We start from the raw sequence: 23,518 nt of genomic DNA on the forward strand, positions 1-23,518 counted from the left end.
GGGCGCTGACCCATTGGCCTGATGGTTGCGTCGAGGTTCAGCGCACGGCTGGGATTGCTGACGTTTTCCGTCATCATTAAGCTTTCACATTTGCCAACAAACAAAAGTTGTTAAAAAACACAACCAGAGTACCATCGGCCCAAAGACAAGGACGCCCATGGATATACTCACGCCATCCCGCTTTGACGACGCTGCGATTCTGTACCCGAACGACAGGGCTGGGCTTGAGCGCTGCCTGCGCATTTTGAGAATGGCGCGCCCCAAGGAATTCGCAGACCTGCAAAAGCTTTTCGGTACGCACGGTGTCGACTTGTTCAAGCCAAGAGCCGCAATGAATTGGGTTGTGATTGATGTAGGCGGCAATAATCTCAGGGTGATAGGCGGCGTTAACTACGCGCGGCAGAAGTTCTACGTCAAACACGTCTACACGCATGCCGATTACGACGTCGCCAACGTCTGGTATGCAAGAAACAAAGGGACAAAACGATGAGCGCAGCCCGGAACGACTTTCAAACGGTGATCGCAACGCTTGGCGAGCTTTACGCGATACTGGATCGCCTGCGGGGTGAGTTTGTGCACGGCATCAAGACCCCGGCCGACTACGAGCGCGCGACCGATTTGCTCGATGAGCTCACCGATGGGCGTGGGCTGAGCAAGACCGAGGAAAGGATTCTCGCTGAGCTTGAAGAGGAAATCCTGGCGTACCAGCGTGATTCCGACCAGTTTCGCGAATCGAACGCTGCTTTTGAGGCAACCTGCACCCCGGTGCAACTGATCAAGGACCTTATGGAGACGCTCGGGCTCACCGGCTCAGACCTTCCTGAAATCGGTGATAAAACCGCGGTGTCCAAGGTGCTCAATGGAGACCGCCCCATCAGTCACAAGATGGCATATGCGCTGGCTGAGCGGTTTGCGATGGAACCGAGTGCTTTCTTGTCGGCTGGTCCTGCAAAGGCTGCTCATCTCGGAACTGTCGATCTTGCTGTCAGGAAACCCTCAACGTATTACCGCTTTCACAGCGACTCTCCAACTGCACAGCCAGTGAAAGAGGCCGATGCCGCTGAATACAAAGTAGTGACTTCGAAGGGCCGGAGAAAGGCAGTAAAGGAGCCGGATAGGCGATAGCAATAACCTGTTGATCAAGGGACACGGGCCACTGTCGATCCACGCGAAGCCAGGATGATACGCACCGCCATGATCACCCCGACAAGCACGGCAGCAATCCCCGACATCTCCAGTAGCGTCGGCAGCCGGCCATGAAACCACAAGCCAAGCAGTGTCGCGAACAGCGACTCCAGGGCGATCAATTGCCCGGAAAGCACCATGGGCAGGCGCCGGGACGCGGCGTTCCAGGCCCAGGCCCCGACGACGGATGACATTAGCGCAATAACGAAACTCCAGAGGTACAAGTGCCCTGCAACGGAAAAACTGAAACCCACGCGCGGCAGTTCGAGCAGGTCGAACGCTTGTATCGTCGGTAACAGGCACACGGTGCCGATTCCCGCACCCGCCATCATGAGGCCTGTCCATACGCCCGAGGCGTTGGGCGATAGCTTCAGCAAGGCGCGTTGATTCAACCAACTGAACGCGAGCCACAAGATCACGGCACCGATCGAAAACAGCAAACCCATCAGCCAGGATCCCTGGTTTGCAACGGGTTGATGGACAGCGCCGAGATTGGACAGCAGCAGGCCCACGGTCAGAAAAACCAGTGGGATCGCCAGTTTGCTCCACTGGAGAGTTTTGGTCGTGGCGTTGCCCAGCAGTGCCAGCAAGACCGGCACCATGCCAATAAAGGCCGGGGTCAGCACCGGCCCACCAAAAATGATACCGGCGGCGATGCATGCGCTATAGCCGAGATAGCCGATCACACCCAGGCCAGCGGCCAGGAGCACCTGATCGAGGCGCAGGAGCCGAAGTCGGGCCCGGTAGAGCAGCACGACACCCAGGCCCAGCGCTCCGGCGATCAGGAATCGTACGATCATCAAATCATAGATTGTGTAGGCCCCGGTGACGTAGGGCGCAATGAAGTTCAGCGCCCAGCTCAGCGTCGCGACTACCGCGAGGGCCAATCCGACGATGAGGTTCGAGCGGACCCGCATCATCAGTCGTGCCCTCCGACATACTGCCCATTGACCAACAACTGCCTTGGTTCAGTACAACCATTGCAACGAATCCGAGTACGTTCGATAAAATCCTGCGTAGACATCGCGTTCTTCTCGACCGTCGTTGGGCCCTGGATGTTTGACAGCAGCGGGGTTCTGGAGGAAATACCCAAGGAAGTTTGGGTAATAATGCCTAAAGCGTGGTTCAAGACGGCGGATGAGCAGGTGCAACCGTCACCGGCGATTGACGTCCAAATCCGTTAACAACGATGTACAGCAACGGACCGATTGATACGAAGATGGCCGTGATCAGGATGTAAGGTAGCAACGATACGAGCGATTTGCCTCTTGCGCGTATGTCCCGGTACATCCAGATGCACGCCATGCAGGCGAGCAGATAAAGGTCGATGACTACTTGCGCGGTGTCTGCGCTGGACATAAGTCTGACGCCGAACGCCAAGAGCGATTGCTCGGCGAGCAACAACGTACACGCCGTGTAAACGGTAAAAAACAGCAGCGTAACAAGTGCGATATAAGGCTTCTTCACTTTGCCTCCCGGGACAGGTTCGTTGATCAGGGAGGTAGGCTAGTGATTTGACCATCATGGTTTCAATGACCTCCGAGGTCATCGACGCCGCCCACCTGCAATGCCAGAGTCAATGGATGACCAATCGACCCATGTCCCGAGCAACGCCGCCAACTTCAGCCGGTGCGCAACTGCGTCACTTGCGCCAACAGGCCAGACTGAGTCAGTTGGATTGCGCACTGATAACAGGGATATCTCAGCGTCACCTAAGCTGCATCGAGACGGGGCGCGCCAAGCCAAGCCCTGGCACTCTGCATAACTTACTGACTGCCTTGAATGTACCTTTGGAGCAATGCAACGGCATCTTTCTCGCCAGCGGCTACGCCCCTCGCTACGAAACGACACCGCTCACGTCGTCGTCAATGGAAGTGGTACGTGATGCCATTGATCATATCCTTAATGCCAATAATCCCGCGCCGGCGATTGTTCTGGGCGCTCAATGGGACATCCTTGCAGCCAACGCCAGCGCGGGTGTCCTGTTCGATCTGGTGGGTCTTGCCAGGGATGCCGCGGATGGACTCAATCTCTTGGTGACACTGCTCCAACCCGGCGGCTTAGGCGACCATCTGAGCAACGCCGAGGAAATAAGATTAGTGGCCTGGCAACGGGCATCTCGGGAAGCCTTGAACAATCCCGCATTGGCTGGGATTCTGAAGAGTCTGCCGACTCCACACAGCGCTTCGGCGCTGGCTGACGATCTGCCGCCGTTGTTATTGACGCAGGTCGAGTCGCCCCATGGCGAGCTGACGTTCATGTCAACATTCACCACTTTTGGCATGCCGCTCGACATCACGATGAGCTCGTTGCGTATCGAGCATCTCATTCCTGCCGACGCCAAGACCTGGAAGGTCATGACCAAGGCGTACGAGCAGACGCAACGCTAACGATTTCAGGGAAGAAAACATGCAACCGACACTCAATCTCAACTTCCAAAAAATGCACGCCAATGGCGACGATTTTGTCATCGTCGATTCGCGAAACTCGCCCAGTCCGGTGACCAGTGCGATAGCCCGGCGGATGGGAGATCGGAACCGCGGCGTGGGCTTCAATCAACTCGCGGTGCTGCTCGATTGTGAAGATGCCGATGCGCGGGTGATATTCTGGAACGCAGATGGCTCCGCGCTGGATGTGTGTGGCAGCGCGACGCGTGGGGCGGCGGACCTGCTCATGCGCGAAGCCAATGTTGCTTCGGTAGCGCTACGCACCAACCGCGGCCTGCTGACTTGCAAGCGCACGCCAAACGGCGACATTTGCGTCGACATGGGCGTGCCACTTTGCGGCTGGTCGGACATTCCCCTGTCGCAGGAACTGGACTCCACCGTTTTGCCCCTTGCCGGTAGTCCAGCCGCGTGCAGCATGGGCAACCCGCATTGCACTTATTTTGTCGACGATCTGGCTGACGTTGATATCGCCACGATCGGACCGGCCATCGAAACCCACCCGCTATTTCCACTCAAGACCAATGTTCATTTCGTCCAGGTAGTTGATCGCACGCATATCCGATTGCGCATCTGGGAGCGCGGGGCGGGCATTGCGCTGGGTTCAGGTTCTTGCTCATGCGGCGCGGTTGTCAACGGGATCCGCCGTGGGCTGCTGGACAGTACCGTCGAAGTTGAATGTGATGGCGGAAACGTGACGGTGCAATGGGACGGCGTGGGTTCGGTCTTTCTGATCGGGCCGGTGGAGGCAAGCTTCTCAGGGACAATGAGTCAAGCTTGAATGGGCAGGTGCTTGAACCCTGAACCGATTTCTGTGGCAGCGAGCCTGCTCGCGAAGGCGGCAGCAACTTCCGTACATAATCTTCCAGGTACACGCTTCGTGGCGAGGGAGCTTGCTCCCGCTCGGCGGCGTAGCCGTCGTAGACCGGTGGATACAGTTCGTCTGGAAGAACGTTTGGGGCGGCTTTGCCGCCCAGCGGGAGCAAGCTCCCTCGCCACCAGGACCATGGAGATTTGCATCATGTCTCCATGATCCTGAGCCACGGCCAGCGGGCCTGATAACTTCTCGCTTTCTCGACGAATAAATCCGGCTGGGGGCGCTTGCTGCGTTTGATGATTCCAGACGGCCTGGAACAGGCAGCCAGCGGTAAGCATGCATTGATCCAGGCCGAGCGAAGGCAGGCGCGCGGTGATTTGCGCGTTGATGGGGTTGGTCATTGCTATCCTGACCAGGCTTTCGACCGTCAGCGTCATAGGTATCCCTTTGGAAAATCGATCCAGGCTGGCGCCTGACCTTACCGCAACTGCAAGTTTCAAACAGGAACACCCATGAATTTCTTCAAGAAGCTCTTCGGTTCATCAAAAGCCCCTGAAACCCAGGACGCGCAGCCAACGCCGCAGGTCCACGAGCTCGGCGACCTGACCGAGGCTGAAGCAGCCAATCTTGCGATCCGGGAAGCGGGTGAAGCGTGCCTGGATCGTCATTGGCGGGCTGTCGGCACCGTCGAGCGGGATGTCCTTGCCTATATGATCAGTCCAACCTTTTCCGGTGGCCCTTACTGGCCCTCCACCCGCCAGGCCTACCGCGTGGTTCGCCGTGGGGACACGATCATCCTAGCCACGGAAGGCCTGTCGGATCCGTTCGATGATACGGAAGGAATGGGCAACGGTTTCGAAATGGAGCTGTTCGTCGAAACTGCGGATATACCCGAGCACGCCTATGGCCCCGTGGGTGAGGTCGATCCTTTCAAGCGCAGTTGGGCATTCGAGCTCGTGGAGCATGTTGCCAGGACGGTCGCCGACGCTGGCGGCATCACCCACCAGCTTGATCAGTACGGGGCGCTGTCCCTGGAGATTCCCGGGTTCAGTCAATCGCACCATATGAGTGAGCAACTGCCCAAGCTCTTCGTAACGGATGATGATTGCACTGGGGTCCTGCTGGGAGGCCCGGAGCCGGATTTCTCTACTCGAGTGGAGGGCATGCCCTTGTCACCGGTCAGATTGGTGCCGGTGGTGTTGATCACCGCGGCGGAGTTGGATTACGTGCGTTCCGGTGGGCGAGCGGCGCGGGAGGATCTGGTGGGCCGTTTGCAGGAGGCGGGCGTCGGACATATGAGCAGCCTGCATCGAGCGAGTGTGGTGTGAGTCGGATGGGCTCGGACGAAAAGCTTGAAGTTGCGTATTGACATATCTAAAAATCTCGATATTCTCGGCGTCATGGAATTGATCGAAATATTCAAAGCGCTCTCGAACCCTACACGCCTTCAGATCCTGAAAGGTCTGAAGGATCCCGCAAAGAACTTCCCTCCGCAGGATGAAGGTGACGTTCATACGGTGGGAGTCTGCGTCAGCAGTATTCAGGAAGGTATCGGACTGTCGCAGTCGACGGTGTCCGGTTATCTTGCGACGCTGCAACGAGTGGGGTTGGTCGAAGTCAGGCGCATCGGTCAGTGGACTTACTACAAGCGCAATGAAGCAGCCATCAGCGCGCTGGCGGAGATCATAGAGACAGAACTGTAATTTTTTTGCCGCAACATATCGAGATATCACGATATCCCTTTTTATCGATACGAGGATTTTGCAATGAAAGCGATGGTACTCAAGTCATTTGGCGGGTCGGGTTCGTTCGAGCTTCGCGATGTGCCCAAGCCTGTGCCGCAGACAGGACAAGTCCTGGTCCGGGTACATGCAACCTCCATCAATCCGTTGGATTACCAGGTTCGACGCGGCGACTATCCCGACCTGGTGCAACTGCCGGCCATTACCGGCCACGATGTATCGGGCGTTGTCGAAGAAGTTGGGCCGGGAGTGACCAACTTCGCTCCGGGCGATGAAGTCTGGTACACCCCGCGAATATTCGACGGGCCAGGAAGTTATGCCGAGTACCACGTCGCTGCCGAGAGCATCGTCGGGAAGAAGCCAGCCTCGCTGAGCCATCTTGAGGCGGCGAGCCTGACCCTGGTTGGCGGGACGGTATGGGAAGCATTGATCGTGCGTGCGGCGCTCAGAGTGGGAGAAAGCATTCTGATACACGGCGGCGCGGGAGGCGTCGGCCATGTGGCGATCCAGTTGGCAAAAGCCATGGGAGCACAGGTATTCACCACCGTGCGCGAGGCAAACGCCGAGTTCGCACGCAGCATGGGCGCCGATGTGATCATCGACTACGAAAAACAGGATTATGTTGAAGCCGTCATGCGAGAAACGGGTGGCCGCGGTGTGGATGTCGTGTTCGACACCATCGGCGGCAACACATTGTCACGCAGCCCTGACGTGCTCGCACAACTTGGCCGCGTCGTCACGATCGTCGACATTTCACAGCCACAGAACGTCGTTCAGGCCTGGGGCAAGAACGCGAGTTATCACTTCGTTTTCACCAGACAGAACCGCGGCAAACTCGATGAGTTGAGCGCATTGGTAGCGCGAGGTCTGCTGCGGCCACATGTCGGCGCCGTCTATTCGCTGGCCGACATCGGGCTCGCCCATGCCCGGCTGGAAAGTCCAAACAATGGCATTCGAGGAAAAATCGCGATCGCAGTCGAGCCGTCGCTCATCGCGTAATGCGCTTTTTCAACCGCTTGAATCATTTTCGAGGTACGCCATGATTTACGAGATCGCTCTGCTCCCGGTTCACAAAGAACGCATTGAAATGTTCAGACGAGCATTTGCCGAAGTCGCCCCTTTGCTCACCCGAGCAAAGGGCTACGGCGGCCATTTGCTGGCGCAAGGGATTGAAACTCCCCAGCAATTCAACCTGATCGTGCGATGGCAATCGCTTGAGCATCACACACCGGGTTTCGAAGAGAGTGAAGACCACCGGCTGTTCATGCTGGGCTTAGAGGAATACTTTTCTGAAGAACCGAGGGTTTACCACATCGAGGGGGCGGCTTTTTTTATCGGTGAAGGTGCTGATCCAGGCGGCGCCGTCAGCCGGGGAATCTAAGCCGATCCCCATTCTCCGAGTGTCCGGTCCTTCAGCCCGGCCCATCCGACAATCCAATCGCGCATTCTCACGTGACGCGGGATAATACGGCTCAGCTTGGGGTCACAAGCGTTTCCCCCCTCGTTGGGATTGGCGGTTGAGCAAGGATCGAAGGCAATGACAGATTGGCTCCAGAGCTACGGAGAAATGGCTGAACGGGTCCGCCGCTATGACTGGGACAGCACGCCACTCGGGCCGCCCGCGCAATGGCCCGATGTGCTGAAGACGACCGTGGCGCTGAGCCTGGCTTCGCATTTCCCTCAGGCCATCGTCTGGGGACCGGACTTGATCACGTTATACAACGATGCGTTCATGCCCATTCTCGGCAGCAAACCCGAGGCGCTGGGGCGGCCGTTCAATGAGGTCTGGCGGGAGGCCTGGAGCGAGATCGGCCCTATCGTGGGGGCGGCTTTCGATGGGCAGGCGACGTTTATCGAGAACTTTCCCCTGGTGATCGAGCGCGGTGGTGGTCCTGAACAGGCCTATTTCACCTTCTGCTACAGCCCTATCCGCGACCAGTTCGGCAAAGTGGTGGGCATGCTCGACACGGTCACCGAGACCACTGCGACCGTATTCATGACCCAGCGCCTGGCGGTGCTCGATGCAATCGGCAGCGCCGTGGCGAATGCCACCGATCCACAGGCGATCATGGCGGCCACCGCCCGGATCCTGGCGGCGCACCTCAACCTGTTCAACTGCGCATACGCAGACATGGACGAAGACGAGGACGGCTTTACGATTCGCGGCGATTGGGCCCGGGCCGGGTCGCCGAGTATCGTCGGGCACTACCGACTGGCGGATTTCGGTCGGCTGGCGGTCGCCAACCTGGGGGCCGGCAAGCCGCTGGTGATCAATGACAACCTGGCGGAGCTGGCACCGGAGGAGGCGGCAGCGTTCCAGTCGATCGGTATTGCGGCGACCATTTGTGTTCCATTGATCAAGAATGGACGGTTGACCGCCCTGATGGCCATCCACGATAAAACGCCCAGGATCTGGTCATCCAACGACCTCGCGCTGCTGCTGGAAGTCACCGAGCGATCCTGGGCGCACATCGAACGCGCTCGGGCGGACGCGGCCGTGCGCGAAGGCCTCGCCGCCCTGGCCGAACTGAACGCAACGCTGGAGCAACGGGTCGAGGAGCGCACTACACGATTGAGGCAGACCGAAGCGGCGCTGCACCAGTCGCAGAAACTCGAAGCCATCGGCCAGCTCACCGGCGGCGTGGCCCACGATTTCAACAATCTGCTGACGATCATCCGCTCCTCTGTCGACTTCCTGCGCATGCCCAACCTGTCCGACGAGCGCCGGCAACGCTACATGACCGCCGTTTCCGAGACGGTGGAACGTGCTTCGAAGCTGACCAGCCAACTGCTGGCGTTTGCCCGGCGCCAGCCGTTGACGCCGGAAATCATCGACGTGCGCAAGCAGGTACAGAGCCTCGGCGACATGCTGGAGACCGTGACCGGGGCGCGTATTCACGTCAAGGTCGAACTGTGCGAGCAGCCCTGTTACATCCGCGCCGACCTGAGCCAGTTCGAAACGGCGTTGATCAACATGGCCCTGAACGCCAGGGACGCAATGAACGGCCAAGGAACGCTGTGGCTACGGCTCAATTGCGGTGCAGGCATGCCGCCGATCCGCGGCCATTCCGGGGCAGGGCAAGCATTTGCCGCGATTGCCCTGGAAGACACAGGCACGGGTATTGCGCCGGAGGCACTTGAACACATCTTCGAACCGTTCTTCACCACCAAGGAGGTGGGCAAGGGAACGGGGTTGGGATTGTCGCAAGTGTTCGGTTTCGCAAAACAGTCCGGTGGCAATGTCGATGTCTCTACCGTGGTCGGAAAGGGCAGCGTATTCACCTTGTATCTTCCGGAGGTGGAGCCCGAGGAGCAGCATGAACCCGAGGGAGAGGAAAACTCTCTGCTGGTGCTGGAAAAAGGCCGGCGCCGGGTATTGGTCGTGGAGGACAATCTGGAGGTGGGGCGCTTTGCCAACCAGATCCTGCAAGACCTGGGATACGAAACGGCCTGGGCAACCAATGCCGAACAGGCGCTGGAAATGGTCGGCCCGGATGCGATGGCGTTCGACGCGATATTTTCCGATGTGATCATGCCGGGCATCAGTGGCATTGCCCTTGCCAGGCAACTGCGCCAGCGCCGCAAGGATCTGCCGGTGGTGCTGACCTCCGGCTACAGCGAGGAGCTGGCCCACAGCGGGCATGAAGGTTTCGCGTTTTTGTCCAAGCCTTACTCGGCCGATCAGGTTTCCCGGGTTTTAAACCAGACGCTGTTGGGCTCGGACTGAGTTGTTTCGGTTTTGAAACAACGCTTACCCGTTCGTCGGCGAGGCGGTCCCTTGAATCATTGGTCTGTTGATGACCGGCTAGTCTCAATTCGAAGGTCGGTATTTCCAGGCAATTGGTTATTGCCGGTATCGGCTCGATGAAAGGGGAAAATGCGATGGGAGCACCGTACAGCGAGGAGAACGGAGCCGCGTATCCGATCAATGAAGGGTTGCAGTGTGGGCAATCGGCCTATCGGTCGGATTTTGGTGACGAGCCAATCAAGTCAATCCGGACCAAGGTGGCCAAGGTGCCGCGGGGCGAGAAGGCCAAGTTCTTGCCCAGGGTCCCGCTCAGCAAATAATCTCAGTGGCGAGGGAGCGAGCCCCCTCGCCACGGGGAATTCCAGCGTTTGTATAAATATTTTTTTATCTTTTTTCGACTGACGTTTTCTTTCACGTTTCTTTCACAAGCAGGCGCGTAGTCTGAGCTCATCCGTTAGAAAGCAGTACCTGCCCGTTTCCCCAGCGGGCTTTTTTTTGCCTGTCATAAAACTACCCCTGCGTTTGTTGTCGAACCGTCATGGCTGACACGGTTTGGCGTACACTCGCGCCAGCGCGCACCGGCCATCTCTCCCCGATGCGGCATTCTTGAGGTTTTTATCATGCGTTTGACTTTGTCCACCTTGGTGCTTGGGCTTGTGTTCGCTCAGGGCGCGATGGCCGCTGGCGACGGTACCGCTGCGGTTGGCGGTGGCTTGGGCGGTGTTCTGGGGAACGTGGTCGGCCAGCAGATGGGCGGCAGCACAGGCGCGGCGATTGGCGCCGGTGTCGGCGGTGCAGCCGGCAGCGCGGTCGGGGCTCGCAAGGGCAGCCGTACGGAAGCGGCCATCGGTGGTGGTCTGGGATCGGCCGGTGGTTCGATTGTTGGCAATCGCCTGGGCGGGTCCACGGGCTCGACTATCGGCGCGGGCGTCGGTGGGGCGGCAGGCGGCGCGTTGGGCAGCAACCTGTCCAACGATAACGACGGACATTCGAAGAGCAAGAAGCACAAGCACAAGAGAAAGCATCGCTGAGCGATACATGCATGAAAAAACCTGGCCCTGTGCCGGGTTTTTTCATATTGGTTATTTCCCGGAACGTTTACCTCGTCATCGCCTCGAATTGATACATCCACTTGCATTGTGAGGTATGCCATGACCCCGGAAACCGAAGGCAAGGAAGAAAAAGGCCCCTCGGGCGTCCCGTTCATCAATGATCCAGGCGTCAACGACCCGGGCAACGAAGATCCCGGTTCCCTGATGGATGACGCCCAGGTGCCCTTGATCGAGGATGAAGAGACCGAAGTTGAGGATGAATCCTACGATTGAGCCTTCCAGCCCAAACTGCACGACCAGGAGATTGTTATGACTGCCGACTCGCCTGTTCCCGACGACGATGAAACCCCGGAATATCCGTTGCCTTCGCCCACCGATTCATTGAGCCGCGATCAGCGTCCACCTGACGACGATGCTGGAGTAGAGCAGGTGCCAAGCGAAGATGAAGACGTCGAGGCGGCGCCGGACGATCCCGATATTGCCGGTGATGATGCTTCCGGCAAGCCGAGCTGAAGAGCAGTTCCGTCCGTCCGGTTGTCGGCACCATCGGTCAATGATGGTTGCCACACATCAGGTAGCTATCTGAAAAGGAGACTTACCATGATGAAGCCAAACATGACCGCGCTGGCGTTGGCCGGGATTCTGTCGGCCAGCTCGTTGGCGGCTTTCGCCCAATCCGACAGCGCGCCCGTGGACAAGGGAGGAATGCCGCCCTCTACCCAGATGGACGCCGGCTCCACCACCGAGAAAGCCGGTAACGCTCTGCCACCCGGTTCCGTGGGAGGAGGCAATGGCGGCGACGCCAGCGGCAGCAGCACCAGCCCGGGAACCGGGAGTGGCTCCACCAGCGGTGGCAGCACGATGGGCGGCGGTTCTTCCGGCTCAAGTAGTGGAACCGGTAGCAGCAGCAGTAGCGGTGGCAGCTCCAGCGGCGGCGGATCGGGCTCCGGCTCCGGCGGCTCCGGCGGCTCCGGCGGCTAATACATGACCCTCTGCTGATCATCCAATCTGTTCGTGGCGAGGGAGCTTGCTCCCGCTGGGCGCCAAGCGTCCCTGAAACGTAGTCAACTGCCGCCCGGCCAAGGCGCAGCCGATCCCTCGCCACCCCCTTGAAAATTTCCCATTGCCTGCGCCAAGCACGGCTCGTTATTCTGCTGAATCCTTTAAGGCGAACACGCTGCGCTGGCCGCACCTGAGCCATCCCTGGAATGTTGTGTTGATAACGGATCAGATGCGATGAATGCACCGCTGAAAAAGTTTGGACCGATCAAGGCTGTGATTTTCGATATGGATGGCCTGCTGCTGGATACCGAAGGTATCTACACCGAGGTCACCTCCATCATCGCCGAGCGCTACGGGCGCACGTTCGACTGGAGCGTCAAGCAGAACATCATCGGGCGCGGCGCCGGGGACCTGGCGCGCTACGTGGTGCAGGCGCTGGAGCTGCCGATCACCCCGGAGGAATTTCTGGTGATTCGTGAACCGCTCATGCGTGAACGTTTCCCCCACGCCCTGGCGATGCCCGGCGCGGAGGAATTGGTGCGGCATCTCAAAGCCCATGACGTGCCGATTGCGGTGGGAACCAGTTCGTCGCGTCAGTCGTTCGAGCTGAAAACTACCCTGCACCGGGATTGGTTCGCGCTGTTCGACTTCATTGTTACCGCCGATGACCCCGAAGTGGGAGCGGCGAAACCGGCGCCGGATATCTTTCTCACCGCTGCCCGTCGCCTGGGTGTCGCGCCGGCGGATTGCCTGGTCTTCGAGGATTCCCCGTTTGGTGTGACGGCGGCGAAGGCGGCAGACATGACGGCTATTGCGATTCCCGACTCGGCCATGGCCGACGAAAAGTATAGCCATGCCGACGCCATTATCCGTTCGCTCAAGCTGTTCCAGCCAAGCCTGTGCGGTTTGCCGGAACTGGAATGGGCCTGAAAAAGGGCTGCTGCGCCCGAAAGCGTCGAAGCAGCCCAGCGGGAGCAGGCTCCCGCGCGACGCGGGTCAGGCGCCGAAACCACCGTCGATTGTCAGGCTGGCCCCGGTGATATAGGCCGCTTCCGGACCCGCGAGGTAGGCGACGAAGCTGGCGATTTCTTCCACCGTGCCATAACGGCCTACCGCCATGAGCTCCATCAGGCTGGAGGCGAAATCGCTATCCGCCGGGTTCATGTCAGTGTCCACCGGGCCGGGCTGAACATTGTTGACGGTGATGCCGCGTGGGCCCAGGTCGCGAGCCAGGCCTTTTGTCAGGCCCACCAGCGCGGATTTGCTCATGGCGTAGGTGGCGCCGCCAGCGAAGGGCATGCGGTCGGCATTGGTGCTGCCGATATTGATGACCCGGCCCCCTTCGCTCATATGCCGTGCGGCTGCCTGAGTGGCGACAAATACGCTGCGCACGTTGATGGCGAGGGTCTGGTCAAAATCTTCCAGCTTGAATTCATCCAGCGGCGCCAACGCCAGGATGCCCGCGTTGTTGACCAGGATGTCCAATCGGCCAAAGGCGTCGACGGTGGCGGCGACGGCATTGCGGATGGCGTCGGCATCGGCGCTGTCGGCCTTGATTGCCAGGGCCTTGCCGCCGGCGGCGGTGATGCTGTTCTGCAGTTCTTCAGACTTGGCGCCAGAGCTGACGTAGGTGAAGGCCACGGCCGCGCCTTCTGCGGCAAGGCGTTTGACAATGGCGGCGCCGATGCCGCGGGAACCGCCTTGGACCAAGGCGACTTTGCCACTCAGTGTTTGCGTGCTCATGCGGGTGTTCTCCAAAGGTGCCGGGGCGAGATGCCGCGGTTGATGGGGTGAGTATCAAGACTAGGCTATCGGCTGTGTAGACCTTCATTGATATAGTCTGTGTAAACCAAAAGTTTAGAGTGGGCGTCATGGAGAGTTTCAGCAGTATCGAATGTTTTGTCCGCAGCGCCGAGGTCGGTAGCTTCGCCGAGGCCGCACGCCGCTTGAGCCTGACCCCGGCGGCGGTAGGCAAAAGCGTCGCCAAGCTTGAAGCGCGCCTGGGCGTTCGGCTGTTCCAGCGCAGCACTCGACGCCTGGCCTTGACCGAGGCCGGCCAACTGTTCCTGCGGGAAGTGGGCAGCAGTTTTAATACAATCCAGAACGCCGTCGCCAACCTGGCCAGCGCCGGCGGGCAGCCAGCCGGCACGCTGAAGGTGAGCATGGGCACGGCGTTCGGCCGGTTGTATATCGTGCCGTTGCTGGGGGAGTTTTTGCGCCGATACCCGGCAATCAACCCGGACTGGCATTTCGATAACCGTCAGGTGGACCTGATCGGCCAGGGCTTCGATGCCGCCATCGGCGGCGGCTTCGAGCTGCCCCAGGGCGTCGTGGCGCGCAAATTGACGGTGGCCCATCGGGTGCTGGTTGCGTCCGGACAGTACCTGCAAAACCATGCCGCCGTCGTTGAGCCGCAGGATCTGGGGCAACATCAGGGAATCCTGATCCGCTCACCGCAGACAGGGCGTATCCGTTCCTGGCAACTGACCAGCCGCAACCGCGAACACAGCCCGCTGACACTCAAGGCGCAAATGACCATGAGTGACTCGGAAGCCGCCTGCATCACCGCAGCCCAAGGGCTGGGCATTGCCCTGGTGAGCATGCCGTTTGCCGTGCCGTTCCTGAACAGCGGCGCACTGCAACGGGTGCTGCCGGACTGGTACGTCGACGATGGCAACATCTCGATCTACTACGCCGAGCACAAACTGCTGCCGGGCAAGACCCGGGCGTTCGTTGATTTCATCATCGAGCAGTTTGCCGAGCAGGGGCTGGCGCAGCGGTTCAGTGCTGTTTGAGCCTGGCTGGGAGTCGAGTCGCCCTCATTCGCGAGCAGGCTCGCTCCCACACTGGTTCTGCGGTGACCGCACCTCTGTGCCCCGCAAAAATCCACTGTGGGAGCGAGCCTGCTCGCGAAAGGGGCAACGCAGTCTAAAGCCGCAAACTCACCGCCCAAACCGCCCCGGCCAGCCAATGATGGCCTTCGGTCGCGGCGTCGCATAAGTGCGCACTTTCGACGTGGACAACCCCAGCCGCACCAGCGACTCGGCAATCGTCACCGCCGCCGTCACGCCATCGACCACAGGCACTCCGGTGCGTTGACGAATCTGCTCATCCAGCCCGGCCATGCCGCCGCAACCCAGGCAGATCACTTCGGCCTTGTCCTGGCTGACGGCGAGTTCCGCCTGGTGGACGATGGCTTCAACCGCCCGCTGCGGGTCTTGCTCAAGTTCCAGCACCGCCAGGCCACTGGCCCGGACTGAGGCGCAGCGGTCGAACAGGCCGGAAAGCTTGAGCCGGTCCTCGATCAGCGGCACCGTGCGGTCCAGGGTGGTGACGACCGAGTAGGCATGACCGAGGAACATGGCAGTGCTGGCGCCCGCGTCGGTGATGTCCACCACCGGCACGTTGAGCAGTTCCTGCAATCCTTCCCGACCGTGTTCGCCATAGCCGGCCTGGATCACCGCGTCGAACGGCTGGTCGTAGGACATCACCCGGTCCATCACGGCGATGGCGGCCAGGTAGCTTTCAAAATTGCCTTCGATCGAGTCTGCCCCGAAATGCGGCGTCAGCCCGATGATCTCGGTTCCCGGCGCGGCAACGGCCTGGGCCTGGCGCGCGATGGACTGAGTGATGGACTCGGTGGTGTTGACGTTGACGATGAGAATTCGCATGAGTGGTCCTTTTTTCAGCGTAACGGTAGATGGCCCGAATCCCCGGGCCTTTCGAACAATCAATGGCTGACGTTATCCACGGCAATGGACTCACCGCTGACGTCCTCGTAATACCCCTCGCGCTTGGCAACGATCAGGTACAGCAGCCCTGCAATCGAAGCGCCAATCAGCCAGGAGAAGGGAGAAATACTGTCGAAACCGGGCACCAGCGCCAGGACAATCGCGATCAGCGCCGCTGGAATGAACGCCGCTACCGCCCGCAGGTTGACCCCGTTGCTGTAGAAATACGCACCGTTTGGGTCCTCGCTGTAGAGTTGCGGCACGTTGACGCGGCCTTTTCGCAGCAACCAGTAGTCGACCATGATCACGCCGTACAGCGGCCCGAGCAGGGCGCCGAGACCGGAGAGGAAATACACGATCACCAGCGGGCTGTTGTAGAGGTTCCACGGCAGGATCAGCACGGCAATGGCGGCGCTGATCAGCCCGGCACGACGGAAGTTCAGGTACCTGGGCGCCAGGTTGCTGAGGACGAAGGCCGGGGCGACAAAGTTGGCCATGATATTCACCGCCACGGTGACGATCAGGAACGCCAGGCAACCGAGCACCAGGAAAAAGGTGTTGGGAATCGAGGCGATGACCTGGGTCGGGCTCTCGATGACCTGGCCATTGATCTGGAACTGCGCACCGCACAACAGGATGGTGATGGCAGCAAATACCAGAATATTCACCGGCAGGCCCCAGAAATTTCCGACGACGATTGTCCGCCGGCACGGCGAAGAGCGAGCGAAATCGCAGAAGTTGAGGATCAACGTGCCATAGATCGCCAGCCACAGCGCACCACCGGCGAATATGTTGCGCCACATCTCACCGCCGGCCAGCGGCTCGCGGATCGACCAGGCAATCGTCGCACCGGCCTGGAAGTACATCCAACCGGCCAACGCCGCGACGGTCACCAGGATGACCGGGCCGGCGAAGCCTTCATAGCGCCGCACGGTTTCCATGCCATAGGCCAGGATCATCAGTTGCACGAACCAGATGGCGACGAAGCATACCCAGCCCAGGCTCGACAGCCCGAGGATCGAGTTCTGATCATAATCGGCAAAGCCCGGATGAATCGCCACCAGCAGCACCCGAAACACCACGGACGCCAGGTAAGTCTGGATACCAAACCAGGCAATTGCGATGACGGCCCTGATCAGTGCGGGAATCTGCGCACCGTGTATGCCAAAACTGATCCGGCTGATGACAGGAAACGGCACGCCAGTCTTCTGCCCCATATAGCCGGACAGATTCATGAAGCCGTACACCAGCGCCGCGCCAATCCCCAGCGACAGTAGAATCTGCCAACCGCCCAGGCCCAAGGCATACAGGCCGATGGCGAATGAATAATTGGCAATGTTATGCACGTCGTTGGTCCACAGCGCGAAGATGCTGTAGCGGCCCCAGCGTCGCCCTTCGGCTTTGGTGGGCGCGAGGTCCTTGTTATGCAGCCTTGGACTCAAGGTGAGAGGGGCTGCGGGTTGTTCATCCAGGGCAGCGGTTGGGGAGGGCAGATCCAGCGCGATGTTATTGGAAAGACTTGTACGCATTCCGGCAGGCTCCTGACTCTCAGGCCACGCTGACTGTGCTTGAGCGCGAGGCTCGGCAGATCTTCGTCGCGGCGGTGAGCATCATTGGTTACGGGGCATCTGCAGCCTGTACGGGATAGGGCGCTTCAGGCTTGCGGATCGAAAAGTGTGTGTATGTTTTTGTATTGTTGTATACAAAACACTTGTCGAGTTAAGCCAGATGTATGCCACTTGCGAGTCTAGCTTTGGCGTCGTTAATTTCGTTTCGTTATGTTTGACGGGTAAATTACTGAAATGCTGGAAGTTAAAACTGACCGTTTGAACAGGTATTTATTTTAGGGGGCGAGCGCCAACGGGAAGGAAAGCAGGCAGCGCGCAAGGGTGCCTGTAACTTTTAGGGGCATTAAAACCAGAGGTGCACACAAAAATGCCACCTGAGGTGACATTTTTGTGTACATGGCTGCGGCGGGATCAGACGGTCTTGGATTTGGCGATGATATTGCCAGCGTGCAGCCCGCATTCTTTTTGCGTGGCTTCTTCCCACCACCAGCGGCCTTCGCGCTCGTGCTGGTTCGGCAGGACAGGGCGGGTGCAGGGCTCACAGCCGATGCTGATGAAACCGCGCTCATGCAGGCTGTTATAAGGCAACTCCAGCATGCGGATATAACCCCAGACTTCCTCGCTGGTCATCTGCGACAACGGGTTGAATTTGTACAGCGTGCGCTCCGGCGTGGAGAACGCCGTGTCGATTTCCAGCACGGCCACCTGGCTGCGGGTGCCCGGGCTCTGGTCGCGGCGCTGACCGGTAGCCCAAGCGCGGACATCGGTCAGTTTGCGGCGCAGCGGCTCGATCTTGCGGATGCCACAGCATTCACCGTGACCGTCCTTGTAGAAGCTGAACAGGCCTTTTTCCTTCACGAAAGGGTCCAGTTTCGTATGGTCGGGCGAGATCAGTTCGATATCGATCTTGTAATGCTCGCGCACTTGTTCAATGAAACGATAGGTTTCCGGGTGCAGGCGACCGGTGTCGAGGCTGAACACCTTGACGTTCTTGTTCAGCTTCCAGGCCATGTCCACCAGCACGACGTCTTCAGCGCCACTGAAGGATATCCACAGGTCGTCACCGAATTCGGCGAAGGCCAGCTTGAGGATGTCCTGCGGGGACTTGTTGGCATAGGTCGTGGCGAGTTCCACGACATCAAACGATGGGCTCATCAGGGCGGTTTCCTACAGGTCGGTGGCGCTGGGCGCTCTATATGGGGCTGATGGTAACAAAAGCTGCCGGGGCTGGCGCGCTCCTGTGCGTTGCGCGGGCTTCGGCGAATGGCTAGAGTCGGCAGTCCTTTTGTTCGCTCAACCGATAAACATCAAAAAATGGGAGTGTCTTGTGGAAATTGCCTGTCTCGACCTGGAAGGTGTGCTGGTCCCGGAGATCTGGATCGCCTTCGCTGAAAAAACCGGGATTGACTCCCTCAGGGCAACCACTCGGGACATCCCCGACTACGACGTGCTGATGAAGCAACGGTTGCGCATCCTGGATGAGCATGGCCTGAAGCTCTCCGACATTCAGGAAGTCATCGCTACGCTCAAGCCGCTGGACGGCGCCATCGAGTTCGTCGACTGGCTGCGCGAGCGCTTCCAGGTGGTGATTCTTTCCGACACGTTCTACGAATTTTCCCAGCCGCTGATGCGTCAGCTGGGCTTCCCGACGCTGCTCTGCCATCGTCTGGTTACCGACGACAGCGGACGGGTGACCGGCTATCAATTGCGTCAGAAAGATCCGAAGCGCCAGTCGGTCCTGGCCTTCAAGAGTTTGTACTACCGAGTAATTGCCGCCGGGGATTCTTACAACGACACGACGATGCTGGGCGAAGCCGATGCCGGGATTCTGTTCCACGCGCCGGAAAACGTGATCCGTGAGTTCCCGCAGTTTCCGGCGGTGCATACGTTTGCCGAGTTGAAGCAGGAGTTCATCAAGGCCTCGAACCGCCCCCTGAGCCTGTAAACCCAACCCTAAATGTGGAAGCGAGCCTGCTCGCGAAAGCGGTATCTCAGTCGCCATCAATTGTTGGCTGAACCACTGCTTTCGCGAGCAGGCTCGCTCCCACAGGGTTATGCGTCAGGTCCGAGGGATGGTTCAGAGGTTCTGCAAGGTTTGCAGCAAGACCCTCACCTTGGTCATCGACTCCTGATACTCCGCCTGCCAATCCGAATCCGCGACGATCCCGCCGCCTCCCCAGCAACATACTTGCCCGTCCTTGACCAGCAAGCTGCGGATGGCGATGGAGCTGTCCATCTCCCCGCGCACATCGAGGTACAGCAACGAGCCGCAATACAGACCGCGTCGGGTCGGTTCGAGCTCGTCAATGATCTGCATGGCACGGATCTTCGGCGCGCCGGTGATCGAGCCGCCGGGAAAGCTGTCGGCGATCAGGTCCAGGGCGTCCTTGTCGTCCGCCAGTTCGCCAGTCACGCTGCTGACCAGATGATGGACGTTCGGGTAGCTTTCCAGGCTGAACAATTCCGGCACCCGCACCGAGCCGATGCGGCAGGTGCGGCCCAGGTCGTTGCGCAGCAAGTCGACGATCATCAGGTTCTCGGCACGGTCCTTGGGGCTGGCCAGCAGCTCGGCGGCGTGGGCCGCGTCGTCTTCGGGCGTCGTGCCGCGAGGGCGGGTGCCCTTGATCGGACGGGTTTCAACGTGACCTTCACTGACCTGGACGAAGCGTTCAGGCGACAGGCTCAGCACCGCACCGCCCTCCGGCAGGCTCTGGAAGCCGGAAAACGGCGTCGGGCAAGCCGCCCGCAGCGCCTGGTAAGCGGCCCACGCATCGCCCTGGCACGGCGCGCGAAAGCGTTGGGCAAAGTTGACCTGGTAACAGTCGCCGGCCTGGATATACGCCTGGATACGCTCGAATGCCTGTCGATAGGCTTCAGCGTCGAGATCGGGCGCCATCGGGCCGTCCAGACTGAACGAGGAGAGAGGCGCCGCGGTTAGCTGACTGAACAGCTCGATCAAGCGTTGGCGTTGGTTTTCGCCGCAATGGGGATGGAAAACCATTTGGCTTGTGCGAGTCTGGTGATCGGTGACCAGTGCCCAGTCGTACACGCCAAAACGCGCGTCCGGCAGTTGCAGATCGTCCTTGGCGCAGGACGGCAGGGCTTCGAGGCGTCGGCCGAAGTCGTAACTCAAATAACCGATCAGGCCACCGGCGAAGGGCAATTGCACGGCGGCTGGTAATTCGGCGTGGCCCAGTTGCGTCAGCTGTATCCGAAGACGTTGCAGGAAATCGCTGCCACTCTCTTCCGGCAATACCGCCAGTTGCTTCAGCGGCCAGGCGCTGAGCAAGTCATAACGCCCGCGCTCGGCGCTCGGCCGGCCACTGTCGAGCAGCACGCTGCCGGGGGCATGACGGATCGCCGCGAAATACTCGGCGGGGTTGGCGCGGTAGGGCAGAGGATGTACGAAGCACGTTGGCATGGGCGGGGCGGGTCGGCCGTTCAGGCGGGGTGGCGATTGTAATCCCCTGTAGGATTTGCTCCTAGGGGGATTTCGGTATTGAACACGTCTGAAAGCTTAATGGGATCCGTGGCGAGGGAGCTTGCTCCCGCTGGGTTGCGCAGCAGCCCCTTGTTCAGATGAACGCGATCAACCTGATGCACCGAGGTGCCGGGCTTTGGGGCTGCTTCGCAACCCAGCGGGAGCAAGCTCCCTCGCCACGGGGTTCAACTTTTGACCCTCGACTTTTTTCTCCCTTGAAACCTCAGCCTCACCCCTCAACCGGCGGAATATGCCCGAACAATTCCTGGGCAAACGCCACGCGCTCTTCCACGGTTTCGGTGACGCCCCTGGCCTTGAGTTCTTCCAGGCGTGCCTCCACGGCGTGGGTGCGCAGGGTCAGGCCGCAGTCGTTGGCGATCTGGATGTTCAGCCCCGGGCGGGCGTTCAGTTCCAGGATCAACGGGCCTTTTTCCTGGTCCAGCACCATGTCGACGCCGATGTAGCCCAGCCCGCACAGTTCATAACAACCGGCGGCCAGTTTCATGAAGCCGTCCCAGTAGGGCAGTTGCACGCCATCCACCGCGTTGGTGGTGTCGGGGTGCTTGGTGATGATGTTGTTCAGCCAGGTACCGCGCAAGGTCAGGCCGGTGGCGAGGTCGACGCCGACGCCGATGGCGCCCTGGTGCAGGTTGGCCTTGCCGCCGGACTGGCGGGTCGGCAAGCGCAGCATGGCCATCACCGGATAGCCCATCAGCACGATGATGCGGATATCCGGTACGCCTTCGTAGCTGATGCTCTTGAAGATCTGGTCCGGCGTCACGCGGTACTCGATCAGCGCCCGGTCACGGTGCCCGCCGAGGGAGTACAGGCCGGTGAGGATGCTGGAGATGTGATGCTCGATTTCCTCGTGGCTGATGATCTTCCCGGACACGGTTCGATAGCGGCCCTCGAAGCGGTCGGCAATAACGATGATGCCGTCACCGCCGGCGCCCTGGGCCGGCTTGATAACGAAGTCGGTGCGTCCGCCGATGATCCCGTCGAGCTTGTCGATTTCCTTCTCGGTGGAGATCACCCCGTACAGCTCCGGCACGTGAATGCCGGCCGCGATAGCCCGTTCCTTGGTGATGATCTTGTCATCGACGATCGGGTAAAGGCTGCGCTTGTTGTACTTGAGCACGTAGTCGGCATTACGCCGGTTGATGCCCATGATGCCCCGGGCTTCCAGGGCTTTCCAGGTCTTCCAGAGGCCGAACATCAGGAGTCAACCTTGACGAAGGCCTTGAACCGCACCAGCTCGGTCAGGCGGTAGCCGCGATAACGACCCATGGCCAGCATGAAACCCACCAGGATCAGCAGGATCGCCGGGAACGTGAACACGAAGTACACCAGCTCCGGGACGCTCATGATCAGGTGCGCCAGGGAGGCGGCGAACAGCGTGCCGATCGCGACTTTCATCGCATGGCCGGCGCCGCGCTCTTCCCAGGTTATGGACAGGCGTTCGATGGTCATGGTCAGGATCACCATCGGGAACAATGCCACCGACAGGCCACGCTCCAGGCCCAGCTTATGGCTGAACAGGCTGATTGCGGCGATCAGCACCACCACGAACGTCAGCACCACCGAAAGCCTCGGCAGCATTTGCAGCTTGAGATGCTCCAGGTAGGAACGCAGCGACAGGCCCAGGGTAGTGATCACCGTGAACAGGATGATGCCGAAGCCCAGTTGGGTTTCGCGGAAGGCCAGGGCGATCAGCACCGGGGTGAACGTCCCGAGGGTCTGCAGGCCGATCAGGTTGCGCAACACCAGGATCACCAGCACGCCGATCGGGATCATCACCATGATCATGAAGGTCTGCTGGGTTTGCAGCGGCAGGCCGTAGAGCGAGTATTCGAGGAAGTTGGCGTCGGTATTCTCGTCCGTCAGCTTGGCCAGGCGAATGGCGTTCATTTCGCTGTTGTTCATGCTGAACGTGACGGTGGCTTTCTTGCCGCCATCGACGGTGATCAGGTTTTCATCACCGGTCCACCACAGCAGGCGGTCGGTGGGCAGGCCTTGCTCGCCGGTGTCGGGGTTGAAGTACAGCCAGTCGGTGCCGTTGAAGCTGCGCAGCCACAGCTCGGGCGTCTGCGGCTGGTCGGCCACCAGGCGGATGGTGTGGACCTTCTCGACCGGCACGTGGGCAATGGACAGTACCAGTTCGACGATTCTGGCCTTGTTGCTCGAAGACGGGTCGCCGGCCAGCAACAGCTTGACGTTGTCGTCGTTGAGGTTGTTGACCCGCTTGATGGCTTCGCTGATGAACGTTTCGACGTCGGCCGAATGCTGGCGAATCGGTGCCAACAGCGCTTCGGCGGCGAGTTTTTCCGGCCCTTCGACGGCGATGCTGTCGCGGAAGGTCGGGCCCTTGACCTTGGTTTTCTCGGCGCTGTAGCGCTTGGTCAGCACCAGGCGGTAATAAAGGGTCTGGTTGCCCTTGGCGCGCCGGGCCGACCACGTCACCTTGCGGTTGCCGTCGACGCGGTTCACCGCTACGCCGTAATTGTTGGAGATGAAGCTCTCGTTGAGGCTGACGTAATCGCGGCTCAGGGGCGGCACGAACATCTGGATCTTCACCGGATCCTTGGCGTTGGGCACGAACTCGACCTTGGCATCGATATTCCACAGGTCATCGGTGGCGTCTTCGGTCACCGGGATGCCGAGCACGAAAATCTGATAGGCCGTCACTGACAGGCCCAGCACCACCAGGATGGCGATCAGCATTTTCAGATGGAGGGTAAGGGAGCGCAT

At 59.8% G+C, this 23,518-nt stretch carries 25 protein-coding genes and 1 pseudogene; 16 read left to right on the forward strand and 10 right to left on the reverse strand.

Annotated features, from left to right (window positions below; all coding sequences use genetic code 11):
* The first annotated feature begins 157 nt into the window (after nt 1-157).
* Nucleotides 158-490, forward strand: a complete 333-nt coding sequence (locus M1E16_RS08010) for a type II toxin-antitoxin system HigB family toxin (protein ID WP_434653158.1) — start codon at nt 158-160, stop codon at nt 488-490.
* On the forward strand, nt 487-1,125 hold the full coding sequence (locus M1E16_RS08015) for a helix-turn-helix domain-containing protein (protein ID WP_434653156.1): 639 nt from the start codon (nt 487-489) through the stop codon (nt 1,123-1,125). The genes M1E16_RS08010 and M1E16_RS08015 overlap by 4 nt, the downstream gene beginning before the upstream one ends.
* Before the next feature lie 14 nt (nt 1,126-1,139).
* On the opposite strand, the gene M1E16_RS08020 is transcribed toward M1E16_RS08015, so the two are convergent.
* Complete coding sequence (locus tag M1E16_RS08020) at nt 1,140-2,105, reverse strand: EamA family transporter (RefSeq protein ID WP_458129592.1); 966 nt, start codon at nt 2,103-2,105, stop codon at nt 1,140-1,142.
* Nucleotides 2,106-2,310: 205 nt separating this feature from the next.
* The gene (locus tag M1E16_RS08025) at nt 2,311-2,652 is read right to left on the reverse strand and encodes a DUF2834 domain-containing protein (protein WP_434625098.1); all 342 of its coding nucleotides are present in this window, start codon (nt 2,650-2,652) and stop codon (nt 2,311-2,313) included.
* A gap of 116 nt (nt 2,653-2,768) precedes the next feature.
* Here M1E16_RS08025 and M1E16_RS08030 point away from each other — a divergent pair, with 116 nt between their 5' ends.
* Nucleotides 2,769-3,575 (forward strand): MmyB family transcriptional regulator, encoded by an 807-nt coding sequence (locus tag M1E16_RS08030; RefSeq protein ID WP_458130292.1) that lies wholly within the window; start codon nt 2,769-2,771, stop codon nt 3,573-3,575.
* A 19-nt stretch (nt 3,576-3,594) separates the two neighbouring features.
* Entirely contained in the window at nt 3,595-4,410 is an 816-nt protein-coding gene (gene dapF, locus M1E16_RS08035) for a diaminopimelate epimerase (RefSeq protein WP_458129593.1), read from the forward strand.
* Nucleotides 4,411-4,736: 326 nt separating this feature from the next.
* Here dapF and M1E16_RS08040 read toward each other — a convergent pair.
* Nucleotides 4,737-4,883: pseudogene (locus tag M1E16_RS08040) on the reverse strand (nucleotidyltransferase family protein); the annotation flags it as partial.
* Between the two features lie 75 nt (nt 4,884-4,958).
* On the opposite strand from M1E16_RS08040, the gene M1E16_RS08045 reads away from it, so the two are divergent.
* From M1E16_RS08045 to M1E16_RS08090, 10 genes are all read left to right on the forward strand, one after another.
* Nucleotides 4,959-5,774 (forward strand): suppressor of fused domain protein, encoded by an 816-nt coding sequence (locus tag M1E16_RS08045; protein WP_434695465.1) that lies wholly within the window; start codon nt 4,959-4,961, stop codon nt 5,772-5,774.
* A gap of 72 nt (nt 5,775-5,846) precedes the next feature.
* Nucleotides 5,847-6,149, forward strand: coding sequence for an ArsR/SmtB family transcription factor (locus M1E16_RS08050; protein WP_458130293.1), 303 nt, complete (start codon nt 5,847-5,849; stop codon nt 6,147-6,149).
* A gap of 63 nt (nt 6,150-6,212) precedes the next feature.
* Nucleotides 6,213-7,187: a zinc-dependent alcohol dehydrogenase family protein gene (locus M1E16_RS08055; protein ID WP_458129594.1), complete on the forward strand. Its 975-nt coding sequence runs from the start codon at nt 6,213-6,215 to the stop codon at nt 7,185-7,187.
* 40 nt (nt 7,188-7,227) lie between these two features.
* Nucleotides 7,228-7,569: an antibiotic biosynthesis monooxygenase family protein gene (locus M1E16_RS08060; RefSeq protein WP_458129595.1), complete on the forward strand. Its 342-nt coding sequence runs from the start codon at nt 7,228-7,230 to the stop codon at nt 7,567-7,569.
* Nucleotides 7,570-7,725: 156 nt separating this feature from the next.
* Nucleotides 7,726-9,915 carry a response regulator gene (locus tag M1E16_RS08065; RefSeq protein ID WP_458129596.1) on the forward strand — a complete coding sequence of 730 codons (2,190 nt, stop codon included), beginning with the start codon at nt 7,726-7,728 and terminating at the stop codon, nt 9,913-9,915.
* A gap of 641 nt (nt 9,916-10,556) precedes the next feature.
* The gene (locus M1E16_RS08070; RefSeq protein ID WP_434603324.1) at nt 10,557-10,967 is read left to right on the forward strand and encodes a glycine zipper domain-containing protein; all 411 of its coding nucleotides are present in this window, start codon (nt 10,557-10,559) and stop codon (nt 10,965-10,967) included.
* A 120-nt stretch (nt 10,968-11,087) separates the two neighbouring features.
* Complete coding sequence (locus M1E16_RS08075) at nt 11,088-11,261, forward strand: hypothetical protein (protein WP_305495999.1); 174 nt, start codon at nt 11,088-11,090, stop codon at nt 11,259-11,261.
* A gap of 36 nt (nt 11,262-11,297) precedes the next feature.
* Nucleotides 11,298-11,501 carry a hypothetical protein gene (locus M1E16_RS08080; RefSeq protein ID WP_305495998.1) on the forward strand — a complete coding sequence of 68 codons (204 nt, stop codon included), beginning with the start codon at nt 11,298-11,300 and terminating at the stop codon, nt 11,499-11,501.
* A gap of 87 nt (nt 11,502-11,588) precedes the next feature.
* Nucleotides 11,589-11,969, forward strand: a complete 381-nt coding sequence (locus M1E16_RS08085; protein WP_458129597.1) for a hypothetical protein — start codon at nt 11,589-11,591, stop codon at nt 11,967-11,969.
* Between the two features lie 255 nt (nt 11,970-12,224).
* Nucleotides 12,225-12,920, forward strand: coding sequence for an HAD-IA family hydrolase (locus tag M1E16_RS08090; RefSeq protein WP_458129598.1), 696 nt, complete (start codon nt 12,225-12,227; stop codon nt 12,918-12,920).
* A gap of 66 nt (nt 12,921-12,986) precedes the next feature.
* Here M1E16_RS08090 and M1E16_RS08095 read toward each other — a convergent pair whose 3' ends face one another.
* Nucleotides 12,987-13,733: a 3-oxoacyl-ACP reductase family protein gene (locus M1E16_RS08095; protein WP_434625080.1), complete on the reverse strand. Its 747-nt coding sequence runs from the start codon at nt 13,731-13,733 to the stop codon at nt 12,987-12,989.
* Nucleotides 13,734-13,861: 128 nt separating this feature from the next.
* On the opposite strand from M1E16_RS08095, the gene M1E16_RS08100 reads away from it, so the two are divergent.
* Entirely contained in the window at nt 13,862-14,785 is a 924-nt protein-coding gene (locus M1E16_RS08100; protein WP_458129599.1) for a LysR family transcriptional regulator, read from the forward strand.
* A gap of 147 nt (nt 14,786-14,932) precedes the next feature.
* On the opposite strand, the gene M1E16_RS08105 is transcribed toward M1E16_RS08100, so the two are convergent.
* The 3 genes from M1E16_RS08105 to M1E16_RS08115 form a co-directional block, all read right to left on the reverse strand.
* The gene (locus M1E16_RS08105) at nt 14,933-15,661 is read right to left on the reverse strand and encodes an aspartate/glutamate racemase family protein (protein ID WP_458129600.1); all 729 of its coding nucleotides are present in this window, start codon (nt 15,659-15,661) and stop codon (nt 14,933-14,935) included.
* A 59-nt stretch (nt 15,662-15,720) separates the two neighbouring features.
* The gene (locus M1E16_RS08110; protein ID WP_458129601.1) at nt 15,721-17,250 is read right to left on the reverse strand and encodes an NCS1 family nucleobase:cation symporter-1; all 1,530 of its coding nucleotides are present in this window, start codon (nt 17,248-17,250) and stop codon (nt 15,721-15,723) included.
* A gap of 450 nt (nt 17,251-17,700) precedes the next feature.
* Nucleotides 17,701-18,444, reverse strand: coding sequence for a phosphoadenylyl-sulfate reductase (locus tag M1E16_RS08115; protein ID WP_434569302.1), 744 nt, complete (start codon nt 18,442-18,444; stop codon nt 17,701-17,703).
* 172 nt (nt 18,445-18,616) lie between these two features.
* On the opposite strand from M1E16_RS08115, the gene thrH reads away from it, so the two are divergent.
* Complete coding sequence (gene thrH / locus M1E16_RS08120; protein WP_434603332.1) at nt 18,617-19,234, forward strand: bifunctional phosphoserine phosphatase/homoserine phosphotransferase ThrH; 618 nt, start codon at nt 18,617-18,619, stop codon at nt 19,232-19,234.
* A 132-nt stretch (nt 19,235-19,366) separates the two neighbouring features.
* Here the strand turns inward: thrH and pabB are convergent, their stop codons facing one another.
* The 3 genes from pabB to rloB form a co-directional block, all read right to left on the reverse strand.
* Complete coding sequence (pabB, locus tag M1E16_RS08125) at nt 19,367-20,710, reverse strand: aminodeoxychorismate synthase component I (protein WP_458129602.1); 1,344 nt, start codon at nt 20,708-20,710, stop codon at nt 19,367-19,369.
* Nucleotides 20,711-20,999: 289 nt separating this feature from the next.
* A complete protein-coding gene (locus M1E16_RS08130; RefSeq protein ID WP_305495988.1) occupies nt 21,000-21,986 on the reverse strand; it encodes an alpha-L-glutamate ligase-like protein in 987 nt (328 codons plus the stop codon).
* Nucleotides 21,986-23,518: an osmotic stress tolerance membrane protein RloB gene (gene rloB, locus M1E16_RS08135; RefSeq protein ID WP_458129603.1), complete on the reverse strand. Its 1,533-nt coding sequence runs from the start codon at nt 23,516-23,518 to the stop codon at nt 21,986-21,988. The genes M1E16_RS08130 and rloB overlap by 1 nt, the downstream gene beginning before the upstream one ends.

The sequence above is a fragment of the Pseudomonas sp. Z2-11 genome (assembly GCF_054161305.1).